We start from the raw sequence: 13,096 nt of genomic DNA, 5'->3' as shown, positions 1-13,096 counted from the left end.
GCACCACACCGCCCATCCATGCAGCCAAGGCGAACTTGCCCCATGCAGCGCAGAGACTTCATTCGTACCGCGGCGTCGATGTTCGCCGCCTGTGGGCTTCCAAGCGGCGCGCTACTAGCAGCGAACGCTAAGGCCAGTCCCGCCGACGGAGAAGCGCAACCGTTCGATTTCGATCGACTGAGAGCGCTGGCCGCCGAGCTCGCCGAATCTCCCTATCGACCCGACGAGCCGCCGCTGCCCGATGCGCTTACCCAACTGACCCCACAGCGCTACCAGCGGATCGAGTACCGGCGCGACCAAGCGCTGTGGTACGGCCGCGATGGTGAGCTGGAGGCGCAGTTCTTCCATGTGGGAATGGGCTTCAGGCAACGGGTACGGGTCCACGAGCTGGACCCGGCCAGCGGGCTGGCACGCGAGATCCATTTTCACCCTTGGCTGTTCGACTACGCAGGCGCCGAGCTCGACCCCTCGACGCTGACCGGCGACTACGGCTTCGCCGGGGTCAGGATCCGAAGGCGACCGCATCTCGACTACCAGGACCAGGTCTCCTTCCTCGGCGCCAGCTACTTCCGTGCGATCGACGACAACCTGCAGTTCGGCCTCTCCGCGCGTGGCCTTGCGATCGACGCGGGTGACGGCTACGGCGAGGAGTTTCCCAACTTCACCCGCTTCTGGCTCGAGACCCCACCGCCCGACTCGACCCGGCTGACCCTCTATGCGCTGCTCGAATCGACAAGCCTGACCGGCGCCTATCGTTTCGTGATCGATTGCCGGGCCGAGGGCGTGAAGATGGACATCACCCCGGAGCTCTACCTGCGCCATGACATCGACCGCCTTGGCGTCGCGCCGATGACTAGCATGTTCGCCGTCGGCAAGACCCAGCCGATGGCGGTCGACACCTTCCACGCCCAGCTGCACGACTCGGACCGGCTGTCGATCCAGCGCAGCGACGGCGAGTGGATCTGCCGGCCGCTGCGCAACCCTCGTCGCCTCGCCCGCCAGCGCTTCGAGGACGACGAGACGCCGCGCGGGTTCGGCCTGATCCAGGCCGACCACGATTTCGCCAACTACCAGGACACCGAGGATCGCTACGATCTACGTCCGAGCCTCTGGGTCGAACCGCTCGGCGATTGGGGCAAGGGCGCCATCGAGCTGCTCGAGCTGCCGACCCGGGGCGAGACCTCCGACAACATCGGCGCCTATTGGATACCCGCCGCACCGGCCCGCGCCGGCGACCGGCTGCGGCTGCCCTACCGCCTGCACTGGAGCGCCCTGCCGCCGGTGAAGACCGAGCTCGCCCAGGTCCATGCTTCGTTCGCCGGCGCGGCCCAGGCCTCCGAGGTACGCCGCTTCGCGGTCGATTTCAGCGGCGCGCTCGACGAGCTCGGCCGAGGCGAACGGATCACCCCCCGGCTCGAGGCCTCCCATGGCCACCTCGAGAGTATCCGATTGATCGAGTCGCCGTCGCGCGACGCCTGCCGGGTGCAGTTCGACTGGCGCGCCGACGACGACCCCGACCCAGTGACCCTGTGGCTGAGCCTGCGCGCCGGCGACAGAGCGGCGAGCGAAACCTGGTGCTATCGCTTCGAGATGGCCTGACGGCGCTCAATCGTTGGTCTTGGCGGCGAGCTCGGGAAACATCACGTCGGTGAAGCCGAAGTAGCGAAAATCCGTGATCCTCGAGGGGTACAGCCGGCCAAGCAGGTGGTCGTGCTCGTGCTGGACCACCCTGGCATGGAAGCCCTCGGCGATCCGGTCGATCGGCGCACCCTCCGGGTCGACGCCCTGGTAGCGAATCCGCGCGTGGCGCTCGACCAGCCCGCGCATCCCGGGGATCGACAGGCAGCCCTCCCAGCCCGCCTCGAGCACCCCATCCTGCGGGGTGATCATCGGATTGAGCAGCGCCGTCGGCGCTACCGCCTCGGCCTCGGGATAGCGCTCGCTCGAATCGAAGCCGAACACCATCAGCTGCAGGTCGACGCCGATCTGCGGCGCAGCCAGCCCCACTCCCCCCGCCGCCTGCATGGTTTCGAACATGTCGGCGACCAGCTCGCGCAGTTCATCGCTTGCCAACATCTCGACCGGTACCGGCGGCGCCACGCGCAGCAGCCGCTCGTCTCCCATCCTGAGAATCTCGCGAATCATCCTCTTCACTCCTGTTTCGGTGTCACTGCTCGCCGCGGTTCATCGCAGTGTCGTCGACCCGCCGGCCAGGCTCAATCCGCGCAGCCAGCCGCCGAAAGCTCTCCTATGCCCACACAGGGACGAAATAGGATTGCAAACCGTGACACAACACATCACACTCATATGATCGTCAGCTTTCGCCACAAGGGGATGGCCCAGTTCTACGCCACCGGCTCGACCCGCGGTATCCGGGCGGACCAGGCACGGCGCCTGGCGCGCATACTGGCGTTTCTCGACCGCGCCGCCACACCGAGCGACCTGGACCTGCCCGGCTGGCGATTGCATCCGCTCAAGGGCGAGCTGCAAGACTACTGGTCGATCTCGGTGAATGGCCAATGGCGGGTGATCTTTCGCTTCGTCGACAATGACGTGGAGCTGGTCGATCTACTCGATTACCACTGATACAGGCGGATAAAAAGATGGTCATGTTCGATCCTCCCCACCCCGGTGAAACCCTGCGCGAGGACGTGCTGCCGGCACTCGGCATCAGCATCGCCGAACTCGCGCGCCGGCTCGGCTTCGCCCGCGAGACCCTGTCACGGATCATCCATGGCCGGGCGCCGATCAGCCCCGATCTCGCGGTGCGGCTCGAGCGCGCGGGGATCGGCCGCGCCCGCACCTGGCTCGGGGTGCAGATCGACTACGACCTCCGTCAGGCCGAGCGCCGTCCCCAGCCACCAATCGAGCCCTTCGCCCGCCTCAGCCTCGGCTGAGGCGGGAGGAGCACGATCACGGCGTCGGGCGCATCACTCCCTGGGCGTCGCGTTTGAGCGGCGCGGGCTGGACCGGCAGCGGTGCGCCGGGCACCTGCTCGACGCTTTCGCCTTCGGGCCAGTCGGGCGGTGCGATGGCGACGTAGCGCGCGAAACCGCCGGTGCCGCCGAGCGGCTTGGCGAAGCCGATCGAGATCAGCGCGCCGGCCTCGGGCACCTTGTCGAGGTTGGCGACCCCCTCGGCCTGGGCGAAATTGTTGTGCATCAGCCACTCCTCGCCCTCGAGCGTCGGCGTCGTGTCGGTATCCAGCGGCTCATGGCCGTGGAACAGGATGCCGCGCTCGAGGTGGAGGAACTTCAATGCCTCGAGACCGACACCGGGGAAGGGCTTCTGGTTGAAGCGCTCGCGCTCGTCCCAGCGCTTGTACCAGTCGGAGCGCACCATCACCACCGCGCCCTCGGGAATCCGCCCGTGGCGCGACTCCCACGCCTCGACGTCGCTGACCTGGAGGTGATAGCCGGGATCAGCGGCAACCTTCTGGCTCACGTCGATCACGACCAGCGGTCGCAAGGTATAGGTCGCCGGCAGGTCGCTGATCGTCGCACCGAGCGGGTTCCAGTGCGCGGGCGGATCGAGCTGGGTGCCGTACTGGTCGGTCGGCAGTTGGTAAGCGGTGGCGACGAAGCCATGCTTCTCGTAGCTGTACTCCTCGCCCTCGGCGACGTAGCCCGGAATATCCGAGCCGGCCACTGCGGGCTCGAACACCGCGTTGTCGAAGCCGGGCCAGACCGGCTGCTCGGGCTCGAAGGCGTGGGTCAGGTCGATGTACTTGGCACTCTTCAGCGAACGTTCATAGAGCGTCCACAGCGAAGTATCGTCGTCGGCCCAGCTCGGGGCGCTCGACAACACCAACAGCGCCAGCGCCCAGCCTGGCGTAGAGCATGCATTGCGCATCGTTGTTCTCCTTGTCGGCAAGCATACCGTCGAGCTCACACGGCAGTACGAGCCCCGGCACAAGCGGATCATAAGCCGATTTGCCACGACGAGTGCTACCGCGAACCGCGCGTCAGACGGGGTGGCGCGGCTCCGCCGCGAGCAAGGCGGCGGTGTAGGCGTGCCGCGGAGCATTCAGCACGCTCTCGGCGTCACCGCTCTCGACGATCCGGCCGCCTTGCATCACCGCCACCCGATCAGCGAAATGACGAGCCAGGCCGAGATCATGGGTAATGAACAGCATACTCAGGCCCAGCTGCTCGCTCAGCCGGGCGAGCAGGGTGACCACCTGGGCACGCACCGTCGCATCCAGCGCCGACACCGCTTCATCGGCGACCAGCAGCTCAGGCTCCAGCGCCAGGGCGCGCGCGATCGCAAGCCGCTGACGCTGGCCTCCGGAAAAAGCGTGGGGCCTGCGGCTGCCCGCCTGCGCATCGAGGCCTACCAGTTCGAGCAGCTCCCCGACGCGATCGCGGGCTCGTGCCCCCCTGGCGATGCCGTGCACCAGCATCACCTCTTCGATCGCGTCACCCACCCGCATGCGCGGATTGAGACTGGCGAAGGGGTCCTGGAACACCACCTGCATGCGTTGGCGCAGCCGCTGGCGCTGCACGCCCCTGGCGTTGAGCACGTCGATGCCATCGAAGGTCACGCTGCCACCGCTCGCGGGAGTGAGATTGAGCACGCAGCGCCCAAGCGTGCTCTTGCCCGAGCCCGATTCGCCGACCAGCGCCAGCGTCTCGCCACGGTGGATATCGAGATCGACCGCGTGCAGCACCTGGACCTCATCGCTCCGCCCGAAGTAGCGGCGACGCCCGGGGTAGCTCTTGCTCAAGCCCCGCACCTGCAACAGCGGCTCGCCCAGCGCGCTGGTATCCGTCCGCGACCGGGTCGGGAAGGCGCTGCCGCCGGGAAGGGCGGCGATCAGCCCGCGAGTGTAGTCATGGGCGGGAGACGCGAGCACCGCCGAGACCTCGCCCGACTCCACGATCCCGCCCTTGCGCATCACCACCATCCGATCCGCGACCTCGGCCACCACGCCCAGGTCATGGGTCACCATCAGCACCCCCATACCCTGGCTATCGCGCAGTTCGCCGATCAGCTCGAGCAGCTGGCGCTGCAAGGTGACGTCCAGGGCGGTAGTGGGCTCGTCGGCGATCAGCAGCCGCGGTTCGCAGGCGATCGCGATCGCGATCATCACCCGCTGGCGCATGCCGCCGGAGAGCTCATGGATGTACTGCCGCGCACGCCGCTCCGGCTGGTTGATGCCGACACGCTCGAGCAGGCGTATCGCTTGGCGATGCGCCTGCCGCCACTGCTCGCCACAATGGCGTACGCGCACCTCGGCGATCTGCTCGCCAATGCGCAGCACCGGGTTGAGCGCGCTCATCGGCTCCTGGAAGACGAAACCGATGCGTGCTCCGCGCAGTCTGGCGAGAGTGGCCGGCCGGTCGAGCGCGAAATCCTCATCGTCGAAGGTCATCCGCCCCGCTCGGACCCTGACCGTACTCGGCAGTAGCCCCACCAGCGACAAGGCCGAGAGCGTCTTGCCCGATCCCGACTCACCGACCAAAGCGAGCGTTCGCCCCGGCTCGACCTGAAAGCCGACACCGCCGACCAGCGCAACGTGCTCGCCATCGACGCCGATCTCCAGGCCTTCGACCCGCAGCAGCGATGTACTCACCTGGAATCGACTCCGGACGCGCGCTCGGCCCACTCGTGCCACGAGCCGACGAACACCTTGAGCTTGGAAAAGCCCGCCATGCGCAGCGCGTAGAATACAGTGGCGGCACGCGCGCCACGGTGGCAATAGAGGATCAGCGTCTGCCTGGGGTCGAGCCCAGCCTCGGCGGCCCGGGCGAGAATCTCTCTCGGACTGCGGTAGCTGCCGCCTTGCAGTACGTCCTCCCAGAACAGGTGCACGCTGCCTGGAATCCGGCCACCGCGAGCGCAGCAAGGATGCACGAACTCCCCCTGGTACTCGCTGAAACGCCGCACATCGACCACCGCCGTCTCTATGCCGTCGGCGGCGGCGACCTCGTCGTAGCTTGCGATCGACTCCGCCCGCCAGCTGGCAGGTGCCACGGCGCGGTGATCGAGCGAGATCGCCGAGCTCGCGCCAGCCCCCGGGGCCAGCTCGCCGGCGATGGCATGCCAGGCATCGATGCCGCCATCGAGGATCCACCCATTGGGTAGGCCAAGCAGCTCGTGGAACCACAGCGCCCTCGGCGACACCATCCCGGTCGCGGTTTCGAAATAGATGGTTTGCGTGGCGGAGAAAGCGCCGATCTCCGCCAGCGCCTGCGCTGCTGCGGCCACCAGGTGCTGGATTCCCGCGTCATCGCTGCGATCGATGAATACGCTGTAGGCGTCGAGATGCACCGCACCAGGCAGCGTCGAGGCCCGCCATGCATCGGCCGAGCGCACGTCGACCAGCAGCGTGCCAGGGTGAGCCAGGCGGCTGGCAAGCTGGGCGGCAGCGATGATAGGAGCGCTATTCATGGCGATTCTCCAGGCAGGGTAAGAAGCGGCTGCCAGCCGCCCACCTCGAGGCGTTCCGCCGCCTCGAGCAGCCGGGCGGCCAGCGCGATGTCGAACAGGTTGAGCCCAAAGCTCGAGAAATAGACCGAGCTTCCCGGCACGGGTCGCCAGCGCCCGGCGACCAGGTCCGCAAGCGTTGCGGCCAGACGCGCTGGTTCGAAACGCCCTGCGCGGTGCATCTGGAACAGGCTCTTGGCGCTGGTGAGACGAAATTCGCCCCAGAGATCGACCAGCACGGCGTCGAAACGCTCGATCGCCGCGAAGCCGACCTCGTTGCGCCCGATCTGGAGCACCAGCCGGCCCGCGGCCACCGCCTCCTCGCCCAGCAGCGGGCGTTCGGCGTTGGTGCAGCACAGCAGCGCATCCACACCCTTGCATGCCTCTTCCAGGCCAGCGGCGACCACCAGCTCGAATGGCCAGGCGAGCTGGGTGGCCCACGCCAGCGCTGACGGCGTACGGTTCCATATCGTCACCCGCTCGATGCCGGGAAAGCACTCGGCAAGCATCGACAGGTGGGTACGCGCCTGGAGCCCGGCCCCCAGCACCGCCACCCGGGTGAGCGGGCCGGGCGCTGCGTGCTCGAGCGCGAGCGCGCTGACCGCCGCGGTGCGAACGGCCGTCAGCAGGCCGCTCTCGACCAGCCCACGCGGCCTGCCATCGCGATGGTTGACCAAGGTGGTCGAGTAGGACGAGGGCCGACCCACCTTTTGGGGCGGAAGATGCAGGCTCCACTTGAGCCCGACCGCATCGAACCTTCCGCCCACCCAAGCCGGTAGGCCATAGGCATAGCCGGGCCTGTCGTCGGCCGCCAGGGGCAGCACGCACTCGGGCGACATGCGAGCCTGGCCGGCCTCGAAAAGCGCCAGGACGTCGACGATATCCGCCATCGCGGCGTCGAAATCCCCTCCCCCGAGGGAGATGACCTGGGCACGGTCGAGGCAGCGCACGCCCAGAGTGGTCATTGCCGCCGGCCTTCCAGCAACCGTTCCGAGAAGGGGTAGAGCGCGGGGCTGCCACCGCAGTGGACGAACAGCACTCGCTGCCCCTGGGCGATGCGCCCCTTGGCGCACAGGTCGATCAGCGCGCTCATCGCCTTGCCGGTATAGACCGGGTCGAGCAGTATCCCCTCATCCTTGGCCAGCCGATGTATCGCCTCGACCCCGTCGTCGCTGGGCAGACCGTAACCGGGGCCGACATAGCCGTCCTCGACCTGGATGTCTTCAGCGGCGAAGCGCAGGGGCTGCTCGAGCAGTTCGGCGCAGTCGCTCGCCATCGCAGCGATCCGGCTCTGGAACCAGGCGGCATCGCGACTCACGCTGACCCCGATTACCTTGGTCTGCGGCCAGTAGAGCTGGGCACCGACGATCAGTCCGGCGAGCGTCCCGCCGGAACCCGCCGGCGCGAGCACGATGTCGGGCGGCGCCCACTGCATCCGCGCGTACTGCTCGGCCAGTTCGGCCACCGCACGCACGTAGCCCAGCGCACCGAGCGGCGTGGCGCCACCCAACGGGATGATGAACGGTACCTTTCCTCGCTCCCTCGCCCGCTCAGCGTGGGCTTGCATGCACGGCTCGACCTGCTCGAAGTAGGCCTGGGGATCGAGGTACTCGATCGTGGCACCGAACAGCTCGTCGAGCAGCAGGTTGCCCTCGCGCTGCTGCGGTGCGTTGCCGCGCAGCACCAGAACCGCCTCGAGGCCGAAGCGCCGCGCCGCCGCGGCGACCATCCTGGCGTGGTTGGACTGGTGCCCACCGGTGGTGATCAGCACTTCGGCGCCGGCCGCACGCGCCTCTGCGAGCAGGTACTCGAGCTTGCGCACCTTGTTGCCGCCGCCGCCAAACCCGGTGTAGTCGTCGCGCTTCATGCGCACATCGACGCCGAGCGCAGCGGAGAGGCGCGGCAGCTCATCGATCGGGGTGGGTAGGAAGCCCAGCTCGACGCGGGCGAAGTCTTCGTGGCTGAGAGCCATGGCGTAACCCCTCCTTGGGGTGTATCAGGACTGGCGATGAGATGGGGAAGCGCCAGGGAAGCGCGCCAGCCAATCGGTCAACGAAGCGACCAGCCGGTCGATGCCTTCGAGTTCGACGTATTCGTCGATGCCATGGGCGTTGCCCCCACGGCCGAGCCCGCCGATCACGAAGGCGCGGCTCACTTTGGCGAAGGCATGGGCCGGCGCGGCACCCGGCGACCACGGCCAGCACAGTGGCTCGACCCCGGCTGCACGGTAGCTGGCGATGAGCTCCGGGAAACCCGGGGCATCGGGGCTGAACGCGATACCGGGGAAGCACTCATCGAGCTGGATGGCCGCAGCCGGGCGGGCCCGGATCGCGGCCTCGACCCGATCGAGGAGCTGCGCAATTTCAGCACCGGGAGCGACCCGCAGGTCGAAGCGCGCCTCGGCCACCGCGGGAATGGTCGCCTTACCGGGGAGTGGATGGCTGGTAAGCTCGCTGAGGTTGAGCTGGTGGGCGCACAGCAGGCGATGCAGCAAGGCCGTGCGATCGCCCTGGAGGGAGAAACGCTCGGTATGGCGGAATTCGAGCTCGCGCTCGGGCTCGAAGCCCGCCGCCAGCTGATCGAACACCGGCACCAGCGATGCGGGCAGCGCCACTTCACCCAGCGCTCCATCGCGCAGCGGCGCCAGCGCCTCGATCAGCTCCCAGCATGGATTGCCGATCCACGGTGAATTGCTCGAGTGAATCGCCTGGCGCGGACCGCCCCAGGCGCCGCCTTCCACCCGGACCCGCCCATGCGCGATGCCCTTGAAGCCGTAATAGACCCGCGGCGGGCCGCCTGCGTATTCGCATAGCGATGGGAAGAGCGTGGCCTCGGCCGGGCGCACCGGCGTGTCGCCGCGGAGATAGTTCCGCAAGTTGCGGCTGCCGCTCTCCTCCTCTCCCTCGATGAGCAGCTCGAGATTGACGCCGAGCCCGCCCTGCTCGAGCAGATGGCGCACCGCGACAAGCATCGCCGCCAATGGTCCCTTGTTGTTCTCCGCCCCCCGGCCGATGTAGCGCGGACGCGGGGCATCGAGGTCCAGGCCACCGCGAAACGGCGATAGCAGCCATCCCGACTCGTCCGCCGGCATCACGTCGTACATGTTGTAGAGCTGGAGGGTGACCGGTGCGCCGAGATCGATACGCGCATGGACCACCGGCGGAAACGCTTGGCGCCCTTCATCCACGATGGTGGCGCCCAGAACGGTGGAGAGATGCTCCTCCAGGCAGCGCGCCATGCGGGTCAACCCCTCGCGATCACCCGCCACCGAGTGGATCGGCGTCCATTCATCGAGCAGCTCGAGCACCTGCGCCCTCAGCCGTGCCGCCGTGTTCAAAGGCGTATCCTCGGATTGAGCAGCGCGTAGAGCAGATCGACCAACAGGTTGACCAGCACGAACACCGCCGCGGCGAACAGCACGATCACCTGCACCAGCGGCAGATCCCGATTCTGTATGGCCTGCACCGCCAGGCGGCCGATCCCAGGCCAGGAGAAGATCACCTCGGTGATCAAGGCGCCGCCCAGCAGCGCCGCGAACTCCATCGCCTGTACCGTGACCACGGGAATCAACGCGTTGCGCAGGGCATGGCGGCGTATCACTCGCCATTCGGACAACCCCTTGGCCCGGGCGGTGCGCACGTAATCCTGCCCCAGCGCGTCGATCAGGCTGTCGCGCACCAGCCGGGTCACCGCGCTCATGTAGTAGGCGCCCAACGCCACCGCGGGCAGGATCAAATGCCGGAGTTCGCCATATCCGCCGGTGGGCAGCAGACGCCAGTGCAGCGAGAAGAGCAGAATCAGCACAAGGCCGAGCCAGAACACCGGCAGCGCCTGTCCCATCAGCGCAATGCAGCGAGCGAAGAAGTCGATCGCGCTGCCAGGGCGCAGCGCCGCGACGACGCCGAGGAAGAAACCCAGCAGCGTGCTCCAGCTCAGCGCCGCCAGCGCCAGCAGCAAGGTGGCGGGAAGGCGCTCGACGATCAGCTCCAGCACCGGGCGCTGGAAGCGCAGCGAGACACCGAAGTCGCCTTGCATGAGGCGCGACAGGTAATCGATGTACTGCACCCAAAGCGGACGGTCGAAGCCCATTGCATGGCGAAAGGCTGCGATCTCCTCGAAGCTCGCCTCCGGGGGCAGCATCAGTGCGGCCGGATCACCGCCGAGGTGCAGCGCATAGAACACCACTACGGTGACGCCCAGCATCACGAGCAGCGACTGCAGCAATCGATGAACTACGTAGCGCGCGCTCAAGTCATCACCTCGGCCTGATCCGATAGCGACGCGCCAAGGCATCACCGAAGAAGTTGCACCCGACCACCAGCGCTGCGATCAGCACGCCCGGCCAGATCACCAGCCAATCGGCGACCAGCAGGTAGGAGCGTCCTTCGCCGATCAGGTTGCCCAGGGTCGGCGCCGGCGGCTGGATGCCCATGCCGAGAAAACCCACCGACGCCTCGAGCACCACCAGGCGCGGCAGATCGAGGGTGAGCAGCACGAGCTGGGCGCCGAACAGGTTGGGCAGCAGGTGTCGCAACAGCGTCCGGTAAAGCGGCAGGCCCAGCGCCTTGGTCGCCTCCATGTACTCGAGCTCACGCAGCTCGAGGGTGCGCGCCCGCGCGACCCGCGCATAGATCGCCCAACCGGTGAGCCCAAGCACCGCGACCAGATTGCCGATGCCCGGGCCGATCACCGACACCAGCAGCAGGATGAGAAGAATGAAGGGAATCGCCAACTGGATGTCGACCAGACGCATGATCAGCGCATCGACCCAGCCGCCGAAGTAGCCGGCGAGCATGCCCACCGTCGTACCTATCACCAGCGAGATCACTCCCGCGCAGAGGACGATCGCCACCGACAACCGGCCACCCTCAAGCAGACGGGCGAGCAGATCGCGGCCGAGCTGGTCGGTGCCGAGCGGATGCCATGCATCGCCGCTCGACGACAGCGGGGGCGAGAAGCTCGAGAGCAGGTCCGCCTCCAGCGGATCCAGCGGCCAAAGCCACGGGCCGACCAGCGTGACCAGCGCGATCAACCCCAGCAAGCCACCGCTCAGCCATAGGTCCATCTCCCGCCGGCGCAGCATGAGCGTCAGCGCCCCCCTCATCGATCGAAGCCCAAGTCGAACAGCGGGATGCGCGCATCGGCCCGGCCTTCGAAGCGCACACCGTTGGCGACGCCGTAGAGGCTGTCTTCCTGGTAGAGGGTGAGCAGCAGGCGCTGGTCGACCACTCGCTGCTGCACCGCCGCGAGCAGCTCGACGCGCTGCTGCTCGTCGAGCATCTGGCGACTGCGGTCGAGCAGCTGGTCGAGTTCGGCGTCGCGCACGGTCGAGTAAGGCTCGCCGGAGCGCAGGATGGGATAGAGCGCCGCGTCGGCATCCAGTGTCTGGGTGGATCCCCAGCCCAGCATGTAGATCGGAGCCTGGCTTCCCGCCGGCACCTGCTGGGTGTAGACCGACCACTCGGGGATCTCGAGGGAAACCTTCACCCCGATCTGGCCGAAGGCCTGGGCCAGGTACTGCCCCACTTCAGCGCTCGCGTTGTAGCGGCGTGGCGCTTGCATACGAATCTCGAAGCCATCGCCATAGCCCGCCTCCGCCAGCAGCTCCCGAGCGCGCTCAGGGTCGTAGCCCGGAGCCGGAAGCTCTAGATAGCCATGATCGAGCGGGCTGGCCTGGCTGCCATGCACGGTGGCGAACCCTCGCAGCAGGCGGCTGACCACCGCTTGACGATCGATCGCGAGCGACAGCGCCTCCCTGACCCGCGGATCGTCGAGCGGGGGCTCGTCGCTCTTGAGTCCGAGATAGAGGGTGAGCCCACCGTTCTCGACCCGATCCAGGCGCAGTTCGGGATTCGACTCGATCAGCTGGGCCAGGTCCGCTGGGATGCTTTCAGCCAGCTGGACCTCTCCCGAGAGCAAAGCGGCCACCCGGGCGGTGGCTTCCGGAATCGGCCTCCAGACCACGCGTTCCACCTGTGGGGCGCCCCGCCAGTAATCGGGGTTGGCGACCATGGTCAGATGGTCGTCACGCACGAACTCAGCCACCCGATAGGGGCCCGTCCCCACCGGCGCGGAGGCGAACTCCTGCTCGCCGACCTCTCGCAGGTAGCCAGGCGGGACGATGTAGGCCGGATAGCGGCTGAGCCGCGACGGCAGCAGCGGATCGGCCCCAGTGGTATGGAAGCGGACGGTATCGGCGTCGACGATCTCGACCTCGGAGATGGTGCGCACATAGCTGATCGTCGGCGCATTGGCGGCGGGGTCGAGGATCCGATCAAAGGTGAACTTGACCGCCTCGGCATCGAACGGCTCGCCGTTGTGGAATTTGACCCCGGGACGCAGCTCGAACTCCCACGTCTGCTCGTCCACCACCCGCCATTCGGTGGCCAAACCCGGCACCAGGCGCATCTGGTCGTCGCGCATCACCAAGGTATCGAATACGTTGTCGACCAGCGTCGCCGCTTCGCGCAGGAAACCTGGATCGAGCGCCGCTGGCGCGGTGGCCTGGGCAATGGTGAGCTCGCTGGCCCGAGCATGGTCCGGCACCGACACCAGCGCGATCGGCAGGCAAAACGCCAGCCACCTGATCCATCCAAAGGGGGAATGCATGCTATCGAGCCTCCAGGAAATAGAGGGTGCGAACGGGGTGGTGGGGAACGACGCGCTG

General features: G+C 67.5%; 13 protein-coding genes. 3 read left to right on the top strand and 10 right to left on the bottom strand.

Annotated features, from left to right (window positions below; translation table 11 throughout):
- Nucleotides 1–42 precede the first annotated feature (42 nt).
- On the top strand, nucleotides 43–1,599 hold the full coding sequence (locus Q376_RS0115175) for an OpgD/OpgG family glucan biosynthesis protein (RefSeq protein WP_027351023.1): 1,557 nt from the start codon (nucleotides 43–45) through the stop codon (nucleotides 1,597–1,599).
- A 6-nt stretch (nucleotides 1,600–1,605) separates the two neighbouring features.
- Here the strand turns inward: Q376_RS0115175 and def are convergent, their stop codons facing one another.
- Nucleotides 1,606–2,145 (bottom strand): peptide deformylase, encoded by a 540-nt coding sequence (gene def / locus Q376_RS0115170; protein WP_027351022.1) that lies wholly within the window; start codon nucleotides 2,143–2,145, stop codon nucleotides 1,606–1,608.
- A 162-nt stretch (nucleotides 2,146–2,307) separates the two neighbouring features.
- On the opposite strand from def, the gene Q376_RS0115165 reads away from it, so the two are divergent.
- On the top strand, nucleotides 2,308–2,586 hold the full coding sequence (locus Q376_RS0115165; protein WP_027351021.1) for a type II toxin-antitoxin system RelE/ParE family toxin: 279 nt from the start codon (nucleotides 2,308–2,310) through the stop codon (nucleotides 2,584–2,586).
- Nucleotides 2,587–2,609: 23 nt separating this feature from the next.
- A complete protein-coding gene (locus tag Q376_RS0115160; protein ID WP_223302761.1) occupies nucleotides 2,610–2,897 on the top strand; it encodes a HigA family addiction module antitoxin in 288 nt (95 codons plus the stop codon).
- A 16-nt stretch (nucleotides 2,898–2,913) separates the two neighbouring features.
- On the opposite strand, the gene Q376_RS0115155 is transcribed toward Q376_RS0115160, so the two are convergent.
- From Q376_RS0115155 to Q376_RS0115115, 9 genes are all read right to left on the bottom strand, one after another.
- Nucleotides 2,914–3,852 (bottom strand): cyclase family protein, encoded by a 939-nt coding sequence (locus Q376_RS0115155; RefSeq protein WP_027351019.1) that lies wholly within the window; start codon nucleotides 3,850–3,852, stop codon nucleotides 2,914–2,916.
- A gap of 112 nt (nucleotides 3,853–3,964) precedes the next feature.
- Nucleotides 3,965–5,575, bottom strand: a complete 1,611-nt coding sequence (locus Q376_RS0115150) for a dipeptide ABC transporter ATP-binding protein (protein WP_027351018.1) — start codon at nucleotides 5,573–5,575, stop codon at nucleotides 3,965–3,967.
- Nucleotides 5,572–6,393: a sulfurtransferase gene (locus Q376_RS0115145; RefSeq protein WP_043448124.1), complete on the bottom strand. Its 822-nt coding sequence runs from the start codon at nucleotides 6,391–6,393 to the stop codon at nucleotides 5,572–5,574. Before Q376_RS0115145 ends, Q376_RS0115150 begins: the two co-directional genes overlap by 4 nt.
- Nucleotides 6,390–7,394, bottom strand: a complete 1,005-nt coding sequence (locus tag Q376_RS0115140; protein WP_043448122.1) for an ornithine cyclodeaminase family protein — start codon at nucleotides 7,392–7,394, stop codon at nucleotides 6,390–6,392. The genes Q376_RS0115145 and Q376_RS0115140 overlap by 4 nt, the downstream gene beginning before the upstream one ends.
- Nucleotides 7,391–8,401: a 1-aminocyclopropane-1-carboxylate deaminase/D-cysteine desulfhydrase gene (locus Q376_RS0115135; protein WP_027351016.1), complete on the bottom strand. Its 1,011-nt coding sequence runs from the start codon at nucleotides 8,399–8,401 to the stop codon at nucleotides 7,391–7,393. Before Q376_RS0115135 ends, Q376_RS0115140 begins: the two co-directional genes overlap by 4 nt.
- Before the next feature lie 24 nt (nucleotides 8,402–8,425).
- Nucleotides 8,426–9,766 (bottom strand): M20/M25/M40 family metallo-hydrolase, encoded by a 1,341-nt coding sequence (locus Q376_RS22925; protein WP_155834374.1) that lies wholly within the window; start codon nucleotides 9,764–9,766, stop codon nucleotides 8,426–8,428.
- Nucleotides 9,763–10,680 carry an ABC transporter permease gene (locus Q376_RS24940; RefSeq protein ID WP_027351015.1) on the bottom strand — a complete coding sequence of 306 codons (918 nt, stop codon included), beginning with the start codon at nucleotides 10,678–10,680 and terminating at the stop codon, nucleotides 9,763–9,765. The genes Q376_RS22925 and Q376_RS24940 overlap by 4 nt, the downstream gene beginning before the upstream one ends.
- A gap of 4 nt (nucleotides 10,681–10,684) precedes the next feature.
- Nucleotides 10,685–11,494: an ABC transporter permease gene (locus tag Q376_RS0115120; protein ID WP_211266689.1), complete on the bottom strand. Its 810-nt coding sequence runs from the start codon at nucleotides 11,492–11,494 to the stop codon at nucleotides 10,685–10,687.
- Nucleotides 11,495–11,529: 35 nt separating this feature from the next.
- Entirely contained in the window at nucleotides 11,530–13,038 is a 1,509-nt protein-coding gene (locus Q376_RS0115115; RefSeq protein ID WP_043448116.1) for an ABC transporter substrate-binding protein, read from the bottom strand.
- Nucleotides 13,039–13,096 lie beyond the last annotated feature (58 nt).

The sequence above is a fragment of the Halotalea alkalilenta DSM 17697 genome (genome assembly GCF_000621205.1).
GTDB classification, from domain to species: Bacteria; Pseudomonadota; Gammaproteobacteria; order Pseudomonadales; family Halomonadaceae; genus Halotalea; species Halotalea alkalilenta.
The sequence above is the reverse complement of the archived record's forward strand: the minus strand, read 5'-3'. Positions and strand labels throughout refer to the sequence as shown.

What these genes read in the sequence shown, in the direction of transcription:
- Q376_RS0115175 (WP_027351023.1), top strand. Translation starts at nt 43, where the DNA reads ATGCAGCGCAGAGACTTCATTCGTACCGCGGCGTCGATGTTCGCCGCC.
- def (WP_027351022.1), bottom strand. Translation starts at nt 2,145, where the DNA reads ATGATTCGCGAGATTCTCAGGATGGGAGACGAGCGGCTGCTGCGCGTG.
- Q376_RS0115165 (WP_027351021.1), top strand. Translation starts at nt 2,308, where the DNA reads ATGATCGTCAGCTTTCGCCACAAGGGGATGGCCCAGTTCTACGCCACC.
- Q376_RS0115160 (WP_223302761.1), top strand. Translation starts at nt 2,610, where the DNA reads ATGTTCGATCCTCCCCACCCCGGTGAAACCCTGCGCGAGGACGTGCTG.
- Q376_RS0115155 (WP_027351019.1), bottom strand. Translation starts at nt 3,852, where the DNA reads ATGCGCAATGCATGCTCTACGCCAGGCTGGGCGCTGGCGCTGTTGGTG.
- Q376_RS0115145 (WP_043448124.1), bottom strand. Translation starts at nt 6,393, where the DNA reads ATGAATAGCGCTCCTATCATCGCTGCCGCCCAGCTTGCCAGCCGCCTG.
- Q376_RS0115140 (WP_043448122.1), bottom strand. Translation starts at nt 7,394, where the DNA reads ATGACCACTCTGGGCGTGCGCTGCCTCGACCGTGCCCAGGTCATCTCC.
- Q376_RS0115135 (WP_027351016.1), bottom strand. Translation starts at nt 8,401, where the DNA reads ATGGCTCTCAGCCACGAAGACTTCGCCCGCGTCGAGCTGGGCTTCCTA.
- Q376_RS0115120 (WP_211266689.1), bottom strand. Translation starts at nt 11,494, where the DNA reads ATGGACCTATGGCTGAGCGGTGGCTTGCTGGGGTTGATCGCGCTGGTC.
- Q376_RS0115115 (WP_043448116.1), bottom strand. Translation starts at nt 13,038, where the DNA reads ATGCATTCCCCCTTTGGATGGATCAGGTGGCTGGCGTTTTGCCTGCCG.